Here is a 16270-nt window from a genome sequence, read left to right as displayed (position 1 = left end):
GGCGAACTCCGGGAGGGCTGAGGGCAGCCCCGATTCTACCCGCCTCGGTGCGCCCGGCACCCGCCGCGCGTCAGCGCACGCAGACCTTGCGCACCTGGCGAATGTCGGTGATGCCGGCCAGGATTTTCTCGATGCCATCCTGGCGCAGCGTGCGCATGCCCTCGGCAAGTGCCTGACCAAGCACCTGCTCGACGCGACCACGCTCCTGGATCAGGCGCTTGATCGCATCCGAGCCAAGCATCAGCTCATGCAGACCAACGCGCCCCTTGTAGCCCTCGGTGCAATGCTCGCAGCCAACCGCCCGGTAGAGCGTGAAGCGCCCCTCCTTGTCCGCGAACTCCGCCCGCCAGCGCTCGAGAACCTGCTCACGAGCGCGCTCCGGGTCTGCGCTGAACGCGGGCGTCAGGTGCATGTCCTCGCAGTACTCGTCGAGCAGATGCCCGATCTCCGCCGCTTCCGGCTCGTAGCGCTCGCGGCATTTGCCACAAAGGCGCTTTGCCAGGCGCTGGGCGAGCACGCCAAGGAGCGCATCGGAGAAATTGAACGGATCCATGCCCATGTCGAGCAGACGCACCACCGACTCGGGCGCACTGTTCGTATGCAGGGTGGAGAACACCAGGTGGCCGGTGAGCGAGGCTTCGATACCGACCGATACCGTCTCGTGATCGCGCATCTCGCCGACCATGATCACATCGGGATCGGCGCGCAGGAAGGCGCGCATCATGGTCGCGAAGTCGATCCCTGCCTTGCGGTTGACCTGCACCTGGCGCAGTCCCTTCTGGGTGATCTCCACCGGATCCTCGACCGTCCAGATCTTGGTGTCCGGCGTGTTGATGTGGCGCAGGATCGAATGCAGCGTGGTGGTCTTGCCCGAGCCGGTGGGGCCGCACACGAAGAAGATGCCATAGGGCTTGGCGATCGCAGCCTTGAGGCGCTCGAGATTGAACGGTAGCAGGCCAAGCTGATCGAGCGGAATGGGCTCGTTGCTCGCCAGCAGGCGCATCACCACGTCCTCCATGCCGCCCTGGGTAGGCAGGGTGGCGACCCGCAGCTCGATATCGAGCGGCGCGAACTTGCGGAACTTGATCTTGCCGTCCTGCGGGCGGCGGCGCTCGGCGATGTCCAGGTCGCACATGATCTTGATGCGGGTGATCAAGGGGTTGCGATAGCTGGCCGGAACCTCGATGTAGGGCACCAGCGAGCCGTCCTTGCGGAAACGGACCAGGGTCTTCTCGCGCCCCGGGCGAGGCTCGACATGGATGTCCGAGGCGCCCTGCCGGTATGCGTCGATGATGATCTTGTTGACCAGCTTGACCAGTTCATTGTCGGCCGCTGCCGTGACATCGTCCTTGAGCGACGGACCATCGTCATCGTGTTCCCCGAGGTCGGACAGCAGGTCGGTGACCGAGGCGTCATCGAGGGTGGCCCCGAAATACTGCTCGACCGTACGCTCGAAGTCATGCGTCGTCGTCACCCGGAAACTCAGGCGCTTCTTGAGCAACACGTTCTGCGCCACCCCGGAACTGCGCACCTGCTCGGGGTCGACGCACAGCACGACCACGCCCTCGTTGCTCTCCTCGTAAGGCAGCCACAGCATCTGCTCGACGTACTCGCGCTTGATGTTGCGCAGCAGGTCCATCGGCTTGACATGATTGGCCACGAAGGGCTGGTAGGGCACGCCGAAGAAGCGCGCCGCAGCGGCACCGAGCTCGGCGTAGGACAGGCCGAACTGCTCGACGAGCAAGGTCTCCACCGACGTGCCGCTCGCCCGCCCCTCGCGCGTCGCATCGGCGAACTCCTCGGCGGTGATGCGGCCGTCGGCAACCAGCGCATCGAAGCGCGAACGCAAGCGTGCGGGCTGGCGCGTATGCCTGAGAAACGCGACGCCGAGCGTCTGCGCCAGTCCGAGCACGCCCTCCTCGGCCACCTTGGAAAAAGGCTGGCCGTTTCGCGTGTTGATCAACTGCACCACGCCAAGGAGGCTGCCTGTGTCGGGATCACGTATCGGCGCCACCAACATCTGCCGCGAGTGAAAACCAGTGCTCGCGTCGACTTCGCGCCGCAACTTCAGCCCGGGCGAAATCGCACGCAGCTCGGAGTCGTCGTACACATCGCGCACGTTGACGAGCTCGCCGCTCAGCGCGACGTAGCCCGCGATGCTGTTCTCCCCGATCGGCAGGCGGATGCTCTGCACCCCGCTCAACCCGGTCTTGACCCGGGTCACGATCGAGCCCCCACCCTCCTCCACCGCGTAGATGGTGAAGCGCTCGGCCTCGAACAGCTCGCACAACTGCGGCGCCAGCTCGAGCATGATCTCCTCGACATCCTTGCTGGCATGGATGCGGTTGGTCAACGCCTGCAGGCCCTTGAAAAAGGAGAGACGGCCGGACACGGCACGACCCTGCGTCGTTGCAGCAGAGGATTCGCTCATGGTTTTCAGCTCATTCAGCGATTGGTCGGCGACTGCACGCCCGCACGACGATGACGGGCAGCAAGAAGCTAGAACTCCAGCACATCGCCCTGCTCGAGGCGGCGAGGCGCGAGTGCTGGAAGGCCTGCGCACAATTCTTCCATGATGCGCGAACTGCCGCCAGGCTTCAAATGGCTGATATGAACGACCGGTGCGACGTTCAGTTCCGCAAGCACAGTCAGCGACATGCTCGGGCACAGATGGCGCGACGCCAGCGCAAGCCCGTGCTGTTCGTCGGCAAACGCCGTCTCCAGGATCAAGTGGCGGAGCTGCGGCTGGGCGTTGATCGCGTCGATCAACTCGGGACAGTAGGCGGTATCGCCGGAAAACACCAGCTGCCCGCTACCGCTGTCGAGGCAGAAGGCGACCGCCGGTACCGTATGCCGCGCTGGCAGCGCGGTGATCCGACGTCCCCTCAGGTCGACATGCTCACCCACCATCATGGGCTGGAAACGCATGAAGGGTTGGTGTTGGTCCGGGATGGCCGAGAAATCCGGCCAGACGAGCCAGTTGAAGATATGAGAATGCAGGATGCGGATCGTCTCTGGTGTCGCGTGCACCAGCAGTGGCTTGCTGCGCAGCTCACCGACCGAATCAATGAGGAGCGGCAAGGCCGCGATGTGATCCAGATGGGCATGCGTCAGGAAGACGTGGTCGATACGGGACAGGACCTCGAGCGGCAGATCGCCCACGCCCGTGCCACAATCGACGAGGATGTCATCGTCGACAAGGAAGGAGGTGGTCCGCGACTGCGACCCCCCGATTCCACCACTGCAGCCGAGTACTCTGAGCTTCATCACCCCGTCCACCCGAATCGCCGGCCGCCTCCGCGCGCTGCGAGTCGATTCCTCATGACTGCAAAACGTAACACCGCGCACCGCCCCTGCGCGCGGAATAAAATCACGTCAGTAGACCGACTCAGGTGCGCAGGAAGAACTCCATCTTCACCCCGGCCAGTTCGATGATGTCATGATCATCGAGATGGCGGGCCTGCGCATCGATCGCCTTGCCATTGACGAGCGGAAAACTCGCACCCTCGACATGGGTGATGAAATAGCCATGCGGCCGACGGGTGATGACGGCGACCTGGCGACCTGGCTTGCCGAGTGTGGTCATCGACTTGGTCAGCTCCAGTTCGCGGCCGGCATTCGCACCACTGAGCACCTGAATCACGCCGACGAGATCGGTCGCGGCGGTTTGGGGTGTGCCTGGCTGCTGCCGCGCAGCGGCAGCCACAACCTGGGTTTCCGTCGGCGCCGGTCCGGCCGGCGCGGCAGTCACATCGGTGCTCACGCCCGGCATCTCGAAGGCCTTGAGCGCCGCGGTATCGACCATCTCCGACTGCGACGTGCCCGGCTTGGCATCGTCGGCGATGAACTTGATCCTGTACTTGCCTAGCTCGATGACGTCGTTGGCGCGCAGCACGTTCTTCTTGACTGGCTGACCATTGAGGTAAGTACCGTTGGTGCTGTTCTGGTCCTCGAGAAAGGCATCGCCGGTGATGCAGGTGATCACCGCGTGATGACCGCTGATGGCCAGGTTGTCGATCTGGATGTCGTTGTCGGGCTTGCGCCCGATGGTGGTGCGCTCCTTGTTGAGCGTCATCTCCTTGAGCACCAGACCATCCATGCTGAGGACCAGTTTCGGCATGCACCTACCCGTTCAATGATTGCTTCGACGACACCCGCGCGGCCTTGTGCCGGCGCGTGATCAACCTGCTCATTCTAACGCTGTCCCAAGGCGGGTTAACAAAAAAGGCGCCGGACCAGCCGGCGCCTTCGTGCAGGGACCCTGCAATGGATCAGAGCATGGCCTTGAGCAGCTTGGCCATCTCGGACGGGTTGCGCGTGACCTTGAAGCCGCACTCTTCCATGATGGCGAGCTTGGCGTCTGCGGTGTCAGCACCGCCGGAGATCAGCGCACCGGCGTGGCCCATGCGCTTGCCAGCCGGGGCGGTGACGCCAGCGATGAAGCCGACGATCGGCTTCTTCATGTTTTCCTTGCACCACAGCGCGGCTTCCGCCTCGTCCGGGCCACCGATCTCGCCGATCATGATGACCGCGTCGGTATCAGGATCGTCGTTGAACATGCGCATCACGTCGATGTGCTTGAGACCGTTGATCGGGTCGCCGCCGATGCCGACCGCCGAGGACTGGCCCAGGCCAATTTCGGTGAGCTGGGCAACGGCTTCATAGGTCAGCGTGCCAGAACGCGACACGACGCCGATGCGGCCCTTGCGGTGGATGTGGCCGGGCATGATGCCGATCTTGATCTCGTCGGGCGTGATCAGGCCGGGGCAGTTGGGGCCCAGCAGCAGGGTTTCCTTGCCGCCAGCGGCGACCTTCTGCTTCATCTTGTTGCGCACGACCAGCATGTCGCGAACCGGGATGCCTTCGGTGATGCAGATCGCCAGGTCGAGGTCGGCCTCGCAGGCTTCCCAGATGGCATCGGCAGCACCCGCGGGCGGCACGTAGATGACCGACACGGTGGCACCGGTCTCGGCGGCGGCTTCCTTGACCGAGGCGTAGATGGGGATGTCGAAGATCTTCTCGCCGGCCTTCTTCGGGTTAACGCCGGCAACGAAGCAGTTCTTGCCGTTGGCGTACTCCTGGCACTTCTCGGTGTGGAACTGACCGGTCTTGCCAGTGATGCCCTGAGTGATGACCTTGGTGTCTTTGTTGATCAGGATGGACATTCGAAGCTCTCCTTACTTGACCGCAGCGACGATCTTGGTCGCAGCTTCCGCCATCGTGTCGGCGGTGATGATCGGCAGACCCGACTCGGCGAGGATCTTCTTGCCGAGGTCTTCGTTGGTGCCCTTCATGCGCACCACGAGCGGGACGGAGAGATGAACTTCCTTGGCTGCAGCGACCACGCCGGTGGCAATGGTGTCGCAGCGCATGATGCCACCGAAGATGTTGACCAGGATGCCCTTGACCTTGGGGTTCTTGAGCATGATCTTGAAGGCTTCGGTGACCTTCTCGGTGGTCGCGCCGCCGCCGACGTCCAGGAAGTTGGCCGGCTCTGCGCCGAACAGCTTGATGGTGTCCATGGTGGCCATGGCCAGGCCGGCACCGTTGACCAGGCAGCCGATGTTGCCATCGAGGCTGATGTAGGCCAGGTCGAACTTGGAGGCTTCGATCTCGTCGGCATCCTCTTCGTCGAGGTCGCGGTAGGCGACGATCTCGGGGTGACGATAGAGCGCGTTGGAATCGAAGTTGAACTTGGCGTCGAGCGCCTTCACCGTACCGTCACCCTCGTGGATCAGCGGGTTGATCTCGGCCAGCGAGGCGTCGGTTTCCATGTAGCAGGTGTAGAGCTTCTTGAGCGCATCCACGGCCTGGGCAGCCGAAGCCTCCGGCATCCCGATGCCCTTGACCAGCAGCAGCGCCTGCTCGTCGGTGAGGCCGACCAGCGGATCGACGAAGACCTTGATGATCTTCTCGGGCGTGTTGTGAGCGACTTCCTCGATGTCCATGCCGCCTTCGGACGAGGCCATGATGGCGACCTTCTGCGTGGCACGGTCAGTCAGGGCAGCGACGTAGTATTCGTGCTGGATGTCGGCGCCTTCCTCGATCAGGAGGTTGCGCACCTTCTGGCCTTCGGGGCCGGTCTGGTGGGTGATCAGTTGCATGCCGAGGATCTGGGACGCGTACTGGCGCACTTCGTCCAGCGACTTGGCGACCTTGACACCACCGCCCTTGCCGCGACCGCCAGCGTGGATCTGGGCCTTGACCACCCAGATCTTGCCGCCGAGCTCCTGTGCTGCCTTGACCGCGTCATCGACGCTGGTGCAATGGATGCCTCGCGGCGTGACGACACCGTACTTTCTCAGTACTTCTTTTGCCTGATACTCATGAATCTTCATGGTTGCCCTTCGTTCTAAGTCGCGACGGCCGACCCGCCGCAAACAGGTTGATGGCATGCTTCGGAGCGCGCGCTCCACGACCGGCGCCGTCTCCCTCGACCGTCGCCCGCCGCCAAGAATCGGGACCCCCCGACCCGACCCGCGGCACGCACGCAACACACGCGCCACGCCCGCAAGACTCCATAATTATAACCAGTTTTGCGCAGTGCACAGGGCCGGCCGGCGTACGGCCGCTCAGCCCCCTGCCCGCTCCTTGCCGGGCTGCGCACGGTACCATCTGGGATAGTAGGCGCGGACCGCTGCCGCCGAGGTCTCGAGCGCATGACAACGATCGAGCTGGAAGGGCTTCACACCGTCATCCTCGTTATCGCGCCGGAAGGTTGCAAAGGTCTGGATTGCCGCGGTCGGCAAGGACAGAAGCATTTCGGTTAGATGAGTACAGCCGCGCACGTCGGCGAACATTTCGCCCACCGTGCGACGAAAGCCGCGCACCAGGTTCAGGCCGATCAAGCCGCGATAGACAGGCCCGATCGTGTCGCACATCCCCGGGTAGGGCACGCCGTCCGAACAGGCCTCGGCATCGACGATGTCGAAACTGTGGTCGATGGTGATGCGCACACGCATCAGATGCACCGGCTCGCCAGCCGGGCGCAGACCGGACGCAATCGGGTAATCGACATCCTTGACGTCGGTCAGCGAGGCCTCGAGTTCGTACAGGCCGTCGTCTCGCAAGAAGCCTTCGACTTCGATGCGCCGGGTGTGAAGGCGCCTGCGCGGCACCGCGGGGGCATTAAGGGGCATTGCGGTCCTCAGCGTACGCTAGCGTATGGATTGCCGCATCTTAAACCATTTCGCCGCACACCCGGAGCCAGGCCGCGGGCGACCTCGCAGCGGTCGAATCAAGCGCGCAACCCCCCAAAACATCACGTCTTGGCACATTTCTTCATACCCTGCGTGACGGCGACGCTGGAACACATACCAAGAGTCTGTTACAACCCCGGAATCGATCTCCCGCCGGATGCGCGGAACATGAAGACCCAACGTACGACTCTCGCTCTCGTCATCGCCCTCGCCCTGACCGGCATTGCACCAGCACATGCCTTTGTCCTCGGCGAACCCCAGGCACTCTCCGCAATCGGGGAACCCTTCAGGGTGGAGATCCCGCTCAGCGGCCAAGGGCGCGATGCCGCAGGCTGTTTTCAGGTCGCTGCAGCGACGGGGGCCTCATCCGAGTTGCCGCAGTTGACCGGGGCACGGACCGCAGTCGCAGGCACGGGCGCAAGCGCACGACTGGTCGTGACGCGCAACCGCCCCGTCAACGACCCCATCGTCACCCTAGTAATCGAGAACGTGTGCGAATCGCGCCTGCGCCGCGAGTACACCCTGCTCCTGCCGTATCCTTCCAGCGCGATCAGCCCTGCACAGATCACGCCCGCAGCGCCCCCGCCCTCCGTGCAGACAGCCCGCCCGGCCCGTCCCGCAGCCGTCGCGCCCGCCAACGTGCGCACCTGGAACACGGCGCCTGGAGAGTCGCTCGAGTCACTTGCCCACGCACTCTATCCGGACGACACCGGAGCGCGCAGCCGTTTCATCCGCGCTACTGCGGGCGCAAACCCCGACCTGTTCCCCGACGACGCCTCGCGACGACGCCCCCTGCCGACAGGGACGGCTGTCCTGGTTCCGGACCTTCGCCGACTCTCGGGCTCCGCCCCCTCCACCCCCCCAAGGCAGCGGCAGCCCGCGCACCTCGGCCCGCCGCCGCGAGCAGTGCTGCACGCGTGGCGCAGGATCGCGTCGAAGTCGACAAGGCGGTGTCCCCCGGGGCTCAGCGCGAGACCGCCCCGGGCGGGACCGCAGTTCCTCTCGACGTACAGGCGCGCGAGCGCGAACTTGCCGCGGCGATCGACCGCAGCATCATCGTCGAGATGGAGTTGCTGGCGCGGATCAAGGAGCTTGAAGAGCTGCAGGCGCGCCTGGAGGCACGCATCCGCGCGCTCGACACCACTCCCGTGGCTGCACCACAGCCCCCGGCGCCGCTGGTGGCACCGCCGGCAGTGGCCGCGACGCCGGCCGTAGCGGCCACTGCCCCTGCAGCGCCGCCTTCACCCCCCTTGGCGCCCGTTGCCGACCCGAACCAAGACCGTTACCTCATCGGCGGACTCGCGCTCGCGGCCCTGCTGCTGACCCTGGCCCTGCTGCGCCGCCGACGCACGCCCGCGTCAACCGTCGGCTCGCCGCATACAGCCATCCACACCCAGGCGCCCGCGGCCGACGCCGCACTCGCGCGCCTGCAGGCCAGAACCGCGGACAGCCCACCGCCAACGGTGGCCCCGTCCGTACCAGAAGGTCCCATGAGCCTGGTCGATTGGAACCCGCACGCAGTCGTCGAGCAGTCGATCGGCACGAAAGTGGACTCCAACCTGGACCTGAACGACGAGCACAAGTCGGCCGTCGAACTCGCCGACATCATGATGAGCTTCGGCCGCCTTCACGGCGCTGCCGAAACCCTGGCCGAGTTCATCCGCGGTAACCCGAAGCAGGCCATCACGCCCTGGCTCAAGCTGCTCGAGGTCTATCGCGCGGCCGGTCTGCGCGCCGAGTTCGACGCGATCGCGAACGAGCTGCACCGCACCTTCAACGTCAATACCGTGTATTGGCAGAACTACGACGCCTTGCGCGCCGTTGAAGCGAGCCTAGAAGATTACCCGCACATCGCCACCAAGCTCGAGAAGTCATGGCGCACGCCTGAATGCCAGCAGTTCCTCGAGGTTCTGCTGCGCGACAACCGGGATGGCAGCCGTAACGGCTTCCCGTTCCCGGTCATCGACGAGATCCTGCTGCTGTCGGCGATCCTCGAAGACGAGCTCGGCCCGTTCCGCCCGCCTCCCCCCTCAGCCGAATGACGCTTGCGACGCCGAGCGCCACGAACTGAGCGCTCAGACGGGATTGTCGAGATCGACGAAATCCGCCGTCAGCCCCGGCAGGGCGCTCAGGTGCGCGGCAATCGCACGCGCACCATAACGCTCGGTGGCATGGTGTCCTGCGGCGATGTAGGGCACGCCCGACTCGCGCGCAAGATGCACAGTCTGCTCGGAAATCTCGCCGGATACAAAAACATCTGCCCCCGCGAGGATCGCCTGCTCGAAATAGCCTTGCGCCCCTCCGGTGCACCAGGCGACACGGCGAACGATACGCTCGCCATCCCCCACCAGCAGCGGCAAACGCCCCAGCCTGTGCGCGATCTCGCGCGCCAGCACAGAGGCACCGACCGGCCCCTGGGGGGGCGCGACACGGCCGATCCACCCCAGATCCTGGTCGGCAAACCGACCTTCGGCCTGCCACCCCATGACCTGCGCCAGCTGGGCGTTGTTGCCCAGCTCCGGGTGAACATCAAGCGGCAGGTGATAGGCAAAGAGGCTGACATCGTTTGCCAGCAGGGTACGCAGGCGCTGACGGCGGATCCCGCAGATCCGGCCATCCTCGCCCTTCCAGAAGTATCCATGATGGACGAACACCGCGTCATATCCACCCGCCACCGCGTGGTCCAGCAGCGCCTGGCTGGCGGTGACGCCGCACAGCACGCGCGCGACCTCGGCGCGTCCTTCCACTTGCAGACCGTTTGGGCAATAATCCTTCAGCCGCGGCGCATCGAGCAGGGTATCGAGGTAATCCCTGAGCTCCGACAGTTGCATGCAATCTCCTTTGGTGGAAGGGGCTGGCCAGCGCCCCCATCACAACCGTCCCGGCCTCCAGGAGGCCGTCGTTCCAAGAGTCTCAATTATGCGCCGCTTGTGGCTCATTTTCGCCCAGGCCGTGACCATCAGCGTCGCGGTCCTGTTCGTCCTCAACACGCTCAAGCCCGAATGGCTGCGCGGCGCGACGCCTGCCTCCGTGATCGCGATCCTCGAGGCACCGAGCACAGGCGAGCGCACGCCAGCCACCGGCTCGTATGCCCAGGCCGCACAGCAATCGATGCCTGCGGTGGTCCACATCTTCACCAGCAAGGCTGGGCGCAGCCAACGCCATCCCCTGTTCGACGATCCCCTGTTCCGTCATTTCTTCGGCGAGCGCCCGGGCAACAGCCCAAACCAGCGCGAGTCAGGCCTTGGCTCGGGGGTGATCGTCAGCCCTGACGGCTACGTGCTGACCAATAACCACGTTATCGAAACCGCCGATGCGATCGAGGTCGCGCTCAACGATGGCCGCAAGTATCCGGCCCAGTTGATCGGCCGTGACCCCGAAACCGACCTCGCCGTGTTGCGCGTCGACACCGGCGGGCAGCTACCCGCCATCACCCTGTCGGCCAGCGACAGCCTCAGCGTGGGTGACGTCGTGCTGGCGATTGGCAACCCCTTCGGCGTCGGCCAGACCGTAACCATGGGCATCGTCTCGGCACTCGGCCGCAGCCAGCTCGGCATCAACACCTTCGAGAACTACATCCAGACCGACGCGGCCATCAACCCGGGCAACTCGGGCGGCGCACTGGTCGACAGCGCCGGCCACCTGGTCGGCATCAACACGGCCATATACTCGCGCTCGGGAGGCTCGCTCGGCATCGGCTTCGCCATCCCGGTATCGATCGCACGCAACGTCTTGACGCAGATTGTTTCCACGGGGGAGGTCATTCGCGGCTGGGTCGGCGTGGAAATCCAGGACCTTACCCCCGAGCTGGCCGAATCCTTCGGCTTTGCGGACGCGCGTGGCACGCTGATTGCCGGTGTACTGCGGGGCAGCCCGGCCGAGCGCGCAGGCATACGCCCGGGTGACGTGCTGATCGAGCTGGACGGTGCCGCAGTGCGCGATCCGAAGACCATGCTCGACATGGTTGCCGCACTGCCGCCGGGACGTGAGGCCACGTTCCGCATCCGCAGGGGCGGCCAGGAGATCGAGCTTGGCGTGGAGATCGGCCGCCGGCCGACACCACAGCCCAGTCGCTGAGAACTTTCAGCGTCCTGGCTGGGCGGGGTGTGCAGCCCGGATCAACCCTTGTCGCGCTCGCCGTCCTTGGCCTCGATTCGGCCCACCTCGCTGTCCCCGCCCGCAATCGACGGCGGCACGTAATCCGCTGCGGCTGCGGCCTGCGGCGAAGATTTGCTCATCCAGCCGGCGAGGATGATCCCGAGTTCGTAGAGCAGGCACATCGGCACTGCCAGCATGAACTGCGAAATCACATCGGGCGGCGTGACGATCGCTGCGATCACGAACGCGCCCACGATGACATAGGGGCGGGCCTCCTTGAGCTTGGCGACGTCCACAATGCCGGCCTTCACCATCAGGATCACCGCCACCGGCACCTCAAAGGTGATGCCGAAAGCGAGGAACATCGACATCACGAAGGACAGGTACTGTTCGATGTCCGGCGCGGGCACGATGCTCTTCGGCGCAAACTCGGCGATGAACTTGAACACCATGCCGAACACGAAGAAGTAGCAGAACGCCATGCCGATGAGAAACAGCAGCGTGCTACCCAGCACCAGAGGCAGCGCCATGCGCTTTTCATGCGCATACAGGCCCGGGGCGATGAAGGCCCACGCCTGATAGAGCACCCATGGCAGTGCAAACACGAAAGCGACCATCATCGTCACTTTCACCGGAACGAAGAACGGCGTGACCACGCCGGTGGCGATCATGTTGGTCCCCTCAGGGAGGGTATTCATCATCGGTCGCGCGAGGATGTCGTAGATGTCTCCCGCCCAGGGCATCAGGCAAACGAAGACGACGATCACCGCAAGCAGCGCGCGGATCAGCCGGTCGCGCAGCTCGATGAGGTGGGCGATGAAAGTTTCCTGTTGTGCGCTCATGCCTTTGTCTTGTCTGCGTTGGCTGACTCACGCGCTGCGGCATCCAGGCCAAGCTCGAGTTGCGGTCCGGCCTCTGCACCCGCGACAGGCGACGTGTCACCGCCGGCCACCGATGGCGGCACTGTCGCGCTGTCCGCAGGCGCCACCGGATTGCCGTCGGGCAGCATCGTGCGCAACTCCTCCGCGGTACGCCCGACCTCGGACTCGACACCCGCGACCCCGGAGCGCACCGAGGACTCGAGCTCCTGCGCCTGCTGCTTGACCTGCTCCTGCAGCTTCTTGAGCTCCTCGAGCTGCATTTCGCGCTGTATGTCGGATTTCACGTCCGACACGTAGCGCTGCACCCGTCCGAGCACATGACCCGCCGTGCGCGCGACCTTGGGCAGGCGCTCAGGCCCGACCACGACCAGCAGCACGACGCCGATCACCATGAGTTCAGTAAAACCGAAATCGAACATGTCCGCCCGCTCGATACGCGGCGCACCGGATGCGCACCGCAGTAAAACGAAGGGGCGCTCCCGTCAGGGCGCCCCTCCTGCTTCGAGTCGCGAAGCTCAGGACTGGGTCTTGTCGACCTTCTCCCGCGCTTCGCCTTCTATCGTCCTGCCATCGCCAGCAATCTTCTGCTGCGAAGCTGCGTCGGCATCGCCTTCCTTCATGCCGTCCTTGAAGCCCTTGACTGCCCCACCGAGATCAGAGCCGATGTTGCGCAGCTTCTTGGTGCCGAACACCAGCAGGACGATGACCAGCACGATCAGCCAGTGCCAGATGCTGAAAGAACCCATACCGCTCTCCTTAACGCTTCAACATGGGCGGCAGGGGATCCGCGCCGCCCAGAATATGAAGGTGCAGATGATACACCTCCTGCAAACCAACCCTTCCGGTGTTGATGATGGTCCGGAAGCCGTCGGTGCATCCTTGATCACGGGCAATCTGCCCGGCCGCAACCATCAGACGCCCCATTGCCACCTCATGTTCCGCCGTCAGGTGGGCCATGGAGTCGACATGCTGCTTCGGGACGACCAGAACATGCACGGGAGCAACCGGATTGATGTCGTGAAAGGCGTAGACGTGCTCGTCTTCATACACCTTCTTCGACGGAATCTCGCCGCGGACGATACGGCAGAAGATGCACTCGCTCATCGCGCCCCCTCAAGCCGTCCGCGACTTCTTCTCGTCGATGCCGGACACGCCCTCGCGACGACGGAACTCGGCGAGCACGTCGTCCACGGACAGGCCGTTGTGGGCAAGCAGGACCATGGAGTGGAACCACAGGTCGGTCACTTCCCAAACAAGGTGCAGCATGTCCTTGTCCTTGGCCGCCATGATGGTCTCTGCAGCCTCCTCGGCAACTTTCTTGCAGATCGCATCCGTCCCTTTCTGGTACAGGCTGGAGACGTAGGAGGAGTCAGGATCGGCCTTCTTGCGCGCGGCCAGGGTGTCGGACACACGATGCAGCACTTCGATATCGATCATTTGTAGATCTCCTGCGGGTCTTTCAAAACCGGTTCGACAGCCTCCCAGCGGCCATCTGCGAAATACTTCTGGAAGAAGCAGCTGTGCCGGCCGGTATGGCAAGCGATCCCGCCAACCTGCTCGATCTTCAACAACACGACGTCGTTGTCGCAATCGATGCGGATGTCGAGCACCTTCTGCACATGCCCGGACTCTTCCCCCTTGTGCCACAGCTTACGGCGCGAACGTGACCAGTAGATGGCTTCGCCGGTCTCCGCGGTACGCTGCAGCGCTTCGCGGTTCATCCAGGCGAACATCAGTACGTCGCCCGTTGCGGCCTCCTGGGCGATCACCGGCACCAGGCCATGCTCATCCCACTGCACCTCGTTCAACCAGCGCGTGTGCTCACTCACAGTCTCACCTCGATACCTCGCGCACGCATCAATTCCTTGGCCTCGCGCACGGTGTGCTGTCCGAAATGGAAGATGCTCGCCGCCAGCACCGCATCCGCACGCCCCTCGGAAACGCCCTCGGCAAGGTGCTCGAGGCTGCCGACGCCTCCGCTGGCGATCACCGGAATACGGACCGCGTCGGACACTGCCCGTGTCAAGGCCAGATCGAAGCCGCTCTTGGTGCCATCGCGGTCCATGCTGGTGAGCAGGATCTCACCCGCCCCCAGGGCCTCGACCTTGCGCGCCCATTCGATGGCGTCCAGCCCGGTGTTGTTGCGCCCGCCATGGGTGAACACTTCCCATCTGCCCGGCGCCGTCTGCTTGGCGTCGATTGCGACCACGATGCACTGGCTGCCCACCTTGCTCGAAGCGTCGTGCACGAGCTGGGGGTTGTTGACGGCCGCAGTGTTCATGCTCACCTTGTCGGCACCGGCATTGAGCAAGCGACGCACGTCCTCGACCACACGTACACCGCCGCCGACGGTGAGCGGAATGAACACCTGCTCTGCGACCTGCTCGACGACGTGGAGAATGATGTCGCGATCGTCGGAGCTGGCCGTGATGTCGAGGAAGGTGATCTCGTCCGCGCCCTGCTCGTCGTAGCGGCGGGCGATCTCGACAGGGTCGCCTGCATCGCGCAGCTCAACGAAATTTACGCCCTTGACCACACGCCCGGACTTCACGTCCAGGCAGGGAATGATGCGCTTGGCCAACATCAGCTGCGCTCGCTCGGAAGAATCATTCGGTCACACCGTTGAGCTCGTCTGCACGCGCCTGGGCGGCAGCGAAGTCGAGCGTGCCTTCGTAGATCGCCCGCCCGGTAATGGCGCCGAGGATGCCTTCCTCCTCGACCGCACACAGCGCATCGATGTCGCGCATGTCGGTGATGCCGCCGCTGGCGATGACCGGTATGCGCAGCGCACGTGCCAACCGCACGGTGGCCTCGATATTGACGCCCGACAGCATGCCGTCGCGGCCGATGTCGGTGTAGATCACCGACTCGACACCGTAGTCCTCGAACTTCTTCGCCAGATCGACGACGTCGTGCCCCGTGAGCTTGGACCAGCCGTCGACCGCCACCTTGCCGTCCTTGGCATCCAGACCGACGATGATGTGCCCTGGGAAGGCACTGCAGGCGTCGTGCAGGAAGCCGGGATTCTTGACCGCGGCAGTGCCGATGATGACGTAGCTGATGCCGTTGTCGAGGTAGTGCTCGATGGTATCGAGATCACGAATCCCACCCCCGAGCTGCACGGGAATGTCTTCGCCGACCACGTCGGTGATCGCACGAATCGCAGCGCCGTTCTTGGGCTTGCCGGCAAAGGCGCCGTTGAGGTCCACCAGGTGCAGACGACGGGCACCGGCGTCGAGCCAGTGGCGCGCCATGGCGCCCGGATCTTCGGAGAAGACCGTGGCGTCGTCCATTTCGCCTTGCTTCAGGCGCACGCAGTGACCGTCCTTGAGGTCGATGGCGGGAATGAGCAGCATACCGGGAGATATAGTGTGACTGAAAGTGGGTCGGATCCGGCGCTCAGGGCTGCCAGCGGATGAAATTGGCGAGCAGGCGCAAGCCTGCTGCGGCGCTCTTTTCCGGGTGGAACTGGGCGGCGAAGATATTAGCCCGCGCTACCGCACTGGTAAAGCGAAGGCCGTAATCGGTCTGGGCAGCAACGATGTCGTCATCGGCCGGCGCAACGAAATAGCTGTGCACGAAATAGAAGCGCTCACCATCGGGAATGCCGTCCCACATCGGGTGCGGCTGGCGCTGCCAGACCTCGTTCCAGCCCATGTGCGGAACCTTCAGGCGCAAGCCGTCCGCCCCCTGCATGGCCGCATCGGGAAAGCGGACGACCTCGCCGCGCAGAATGCCGAGCCCAGGGACGTCGCCTTCCGCACTGTGATCGAACAACATCTGCTGGCCGATGCAGATCCCCAGGAAGGGCTTGCTGGCAGCAGCCTGCATCACCGCGGGACGCAAACCGCGGACATCCAATTCACGCATGCAATCGGGCATGGCTCCCTGACCGGGAAAGACGACGCGCTCTGCAGCAGCGACGCGCGCAGGATCGGACGTAACGAAGACTTCATGGCCGGGCGCCACATGCTCGATCGCCTTGGCGACGGAGCGCAGATTACCCATGCCGTAATCGAGGATGGCCACGGTGGTCATCGGTTTGACTCGCAGTTGAACGGGTGGGCGGCCGCTGCCGTGGGCCGCGAAGCG

The 16270-nt window shown here is 64.3% G+C and carries 18 protein-coding genes and 1 pseudogene; 3 read left to right on the top strand and 16 right to left on the bottom strand.

The features are described 5' to 3' along the window. Nucleotides 1–70 precede the first annotated feature (70 nt). From B447_RS12950 to B447_RS12925, 6 genes are all read right to left on the bottom strand, one after another. The gene (locus B447_RS12950; RefSeq protein ID WP_002928582.1) at nt 71–2431 is read right to left on the bottom strand and encodes a GspE/PulE family protein; all 2361 of its coding nucleotides are present in this window, start codon (nt 2429–2431) and stop codon (nt 71–73) included. 68 nt (nt 2432–2499) lie between these two features. After that, complete coding sequence (locus tag B447_RS12945) at nt 2500–3267, bottom strand: MBL fold metallo-hydrolase (protein WP_002928572.1); 768 nt, start codon at nt 3265–3267, stop codon at nt 2500–2502. 121 nt (nt 3268–3388) lie between these two features. Further along, nucleotides 3389–4120, bottom strand: a complete 732-nt coding sequence (locus tag B447_RS12940) for an FHA domain-containing protein (RefSeq protein ID WP_002940803.1) — start codon at nt 4118–4120, stop codon at nt 3389–3391. Nucleotides 4121–4271: 151 nt separating this feature from the next. Further along, nucleotides 4272–5165 carry a succinate--CoA ligase subunit alpha gene (sucD, locus tag B447_RS12935; RefSeq protein ID WP_002928570.1) on the bottom strand — a complete coding sequence of 298 codons (894 nt, stop codon included), beginning with the start codon at nt 5163–5165 and terminating at the stop codon, nt 4272–4274. A gap of 12 nt (nt 5166–5177) precedes the next feature. After that, nucleotides 5178–6338, bottom strand: coding sequence for an ADP-forming succinate--CoA ligase subunit beta (gene sucC, locus B447_RS12930; protein ID WP_002928569.1), 1161 nt, complete (start codon nt 6336–6338; stop codon nt 5178–5180). A 234-nt stretch (nt 6339–6572) separates the two neighbouring features. Beyond that, nucleotides 6573–7139 carry a DUF2889 domain-containing protein gene (locus tag B447_RS12925; protein ID WP_002928568.1) on the bottom strand — a complete coding sequence of 189 codons (567 nt, stop codon included), beginning with the start codon at nt 7137–7139 and terminating at the stop codon, nt 6573–6575. A 228-nt stretch (nt 7140–7367) separates the two neighbouring features. Here B447_RS12925 and B447_RS23050 point away from each other — a divergent pair. Together B447_RS23050 and B447_RS12920 are read left to right on the top strand one after the other, a co-directional pair. Continuing rightward, a pseudogene (locus B447_RS23050) lies at nt 7368–7721 on the top strand (type IV pilus assembly protein FimV); the annotation flags it as partial. Nucleotides 7722–8116: 395 nt separating this feature from the next. Continuing rightward, nucleotides 8117–9241: a type IV pilus assembly protein FimV gene (locus B447_RS12920; RefSeq protein WP_002940799.1), complete on the top strand. Its 1125-nt coding sequence runs from the start codon at nt 8117–8119 to the stop codon at nt 9239–9241. A gap of 33 nt (nt 9242–9274) precedes the next feature. On the opposite strand, the gene B447_RS12915 is transcribed toward B447_RS12920, so the two are convergent. Beyond that, entirely contained in the window at nt 9275–10030 is a 756-nt protein-coding gene (locus B447_RS12915) for a Nif3-like dinuclear metal center hexameric protein (protein ID WP_002940786.1), read from the bottom strand. 88 nt (nt 10031–10118) lie between these two features. Between B447_RS12915 and B447_RS12910 the strand changes: the two genes are divergently transcribed. Beyond that, nucleotides 10119–11276 (top strand): Do family serine endopeptidase, encoded by a 1158-nt coding sequence (locus B447_RS12910; protein WP_002928564.1) that lies wholly within the window; start codon nt 10119–10121, stop codon nt 11274–11276. A gap of 41 nt (nt 11277–11317) precedes the next feature. Here B447_RS12910 and tatC read toward each other — a convergent pair whose 3' ends face one another. From tatC to hisH, 9 genes are all read right to left on the bottom strand, one after another. Further along, nucleotides 11318–12139, bottom strand: coding sequence for a twin-arginine translocase subunit TatC (gene tatC, locus B447_RS12905; RefSeq protein ID WP_002928562.1), 822 nt, complete (start codon nt 12137–12139; stop codon nt 11318–11320). After that, on the bottom strand, nt 12136–12597 hold the full coding sequence (gene tatB, locus B447_RS12900; RefSeq protein ID WP_002940782.1) for a Sec-independent protein translocase protein TatB: 462 nt from the start codon (nt 12595–12597) through the stop codon (nt 12136–12138). Before tatB ends, tatC begins: the two co-directional genes overlap by 4 nt. A 96-nt stretch (nt 12598–12693) precedes the next feature. Continuing rightward, a complete protein-coding gene (gene tatA, locus B447_RS12895; RefSeq protein ID WP_002928559.1) occupies nt 12694–12924 on the bottom strand; it encodes a Sec-independent protein translocase subunit TatA in 231 nt (76 codons plus the stop codon). Nucleotides 12925–12934: 10 nt separating this feature from the next. Continuing rightward, the gene (locus B447_RS12890) at nt 12935–13282 is read right to left on the bottom strand and encodes a histidine triad nucleotide-binding protein (protein WP_002928558.1); all 348 of its coding nucleotides are present in this window, start codon (nt 13280–13282) and stop codon (nt 12935–12937) included. Nucleotides 13283–13291: 9 nt separating this feature from the next. Further along, nucleotides 13292–13615 (bottom strand): phosphoribosyl-ATP diphosphatase, encoded by a 324-nt coding sequence (locus B447_RS12885; RefSeq protein ID WP_002928557.1) that lies wholly within the window; start codon nt 13613–13615, stop codon nt 13292–13294. Further along, complete coding sequence (gene hisI, locus B447_RS12880) at nt 13612–14007, bottom strand: phosphoribosyl-AMP cyclohydrolase (RefSeq protein WP_002928556.1); 396 nt, start codon at nt 14005–14007, stop codon at nt 13612–13614. The genes B447_RS12885 and hisI overlap by 4 nt, the downstream gene beginning before the upstream one ends. After that, nucleotides 14004–14762, bottom strand: a complete 759-nt coding sequence (gene hisF, locus B447_RS12875) for an imidazole glycerol phosphate synthase subunit HisF (RefSeq protein WP_002928554.1) — start codon at nt 14760–14762, stop codon at nt 14004–14006. The genes hisI and hisF overlap by 4 nt, the downstream gene beginning before the upstream one ends. 22 nt (nt 14763–14784) lie before the next feature. After that, on the bottom strand, nt 14785–15534 hold the full coding sequence (hisA, locus tag B447_RS12870; protein ID WP_002928550.1) for a 1-(5-phosphoribosyl)-5-[(5-phosphoribosylamino)methylideneamino]imidazole-4-carboxamide isomerase: 750 nt from the start codon (nt 15532–15534) through the stop codon (nt 14785–14787). 43 nt (nt 15535–15577) lie between these two features. Then, the gene (hisH, locus tag B447_RS12865) at nt 15578–16216 is read right to left on the bottom strand and encodes an imidazole glycerol phosphate synthase subunit HisH (RefSeq protein WP_002940776.1); all 639 of its coding nucleotides are present in this window, start codon (nt 16214–16216) and stop codon (nt 15578–15580) included. Between the last annotated feature and the right edge of the window lie 54 nt (nt 16217–16270).

It is taken from the genome of Thauera sp. 27, assembly GCF_000310125.2.
Classification (GTDB): domain Bacteria; phylum Pseudomonadota; class Gammaproteobacteria; order Burkholderiales; family Rhodocyclaceae; genus Thauera; species Thauera mechernichensis.
The sequence above is the reverse complement of the archived record's forward strand: the minus strand, read 5'-3'. Positions and strand labels throughout refer to the sequence as shown.

Coding starts and splice junctions, on each gene's coding strand:
- B447_RS12910 (WP_002928564.1), top strand. CDS start 10,119: ATGCGCCGCTTGTGGCTCATTTTCGCCCAGGCCGTGACCATCAGCGTC.
- hisH (WP_002940776.1), bottom strand. CDS start 16,216: ATGACCACCGTGGCCATCCTCGATTACGGCATGGGTAATCTGCGCTCC.
- hisA (WP_002928550.1), bottom strand. CDS start 15,534: ATGCTGCTCATTCCCGCCATCGACCTCAAGGACGGTCACTGCGTGCGC.
- tatC (WP_002928562.1), bottom strand. CDS start 12,139: ATGAGCGCACAACAGGAAACTTTCATCGCCCACCTCATCGAGCTGCGC.
- B447_RS12885 (WP_002928557.1), bottom strand. CDS start 13,615: ATGATCGATATCGAAGTGCTGCATCGTGTGTCCGACACCCTGGCCGCG.
- B447_RS12950 (WP_002928582.1), bottom strand. CDS start 2,431: ATGAGCGAATCCTCTGCTGCAACGACGCAGGGTCGTGCCGTGTCCGGC.
- sucD (WP_002928570.1), bottom strand. CDS start 5,165: ATGTCCATCCTGATCAACAAAGACACCAAGGTCATCACTCAGGGCATC.
- B447_RS12925 (WP_002928568.1), bottom strand. CDS start 7,139: ATGCCCCTTAATGCCCCCGCGGTGCCGCGCAGGCGCCTTCACACCCGG.
- B447_RS12890 (WP_002928558.1), bottom strand. CDS start 13,282: ATGAGCGAGTGCATCTTCTGCCGTATCGTCCGCGGCGAGATTCCGTCG.
- B447_RS12940 (WP_002940803.1), bottom strand. CDS start 4,120: ATGCCGAAACTGGTCCTCAGCATGGATGGTCTGGTGCTCAAGGAGATG.
- tatB (WP_002940782.1), bottom strand. CDS start 12,597: ATGTTCGATTTCGGTTTTACTGAACTCATGGTGATCGGCGTCGTGCTG.
- hisF (WP_002928554.1), bottom strand. CDS start 14,762: ATGTTGGCCAAGCGCATCATTCCCTGCCTGGACGTGAAGTCCGGGCGT.
- B447_RS12945 (WP_002928572.1), bottom strand. CDS start 3,267: ATGAAGCTCAGAGTACTCGGCTGCAGTGGTGGAATCGGGGGGTCGCAG.
- sucC (WP_002928569.1), bottom strand. CDS start 6,338: ATGAAGATTCATGAGTATCAGGCAAAAGAAGTACTGAGAAAGTACGGT.
- tatA (WP_002928559.1), bottom strand. CDS start 12,924: ATGGGTTCTTTCAGCATCTGGCACTGGCTGATCGTGCTGGTCATCGTC.
- B447_RS12915 (WP_002940786.1), bottom strand. CDS start 10,030: ATGCAACTGTCGGAGCTCAGGGATTACCTCGATACCCTGCTCGATGCG.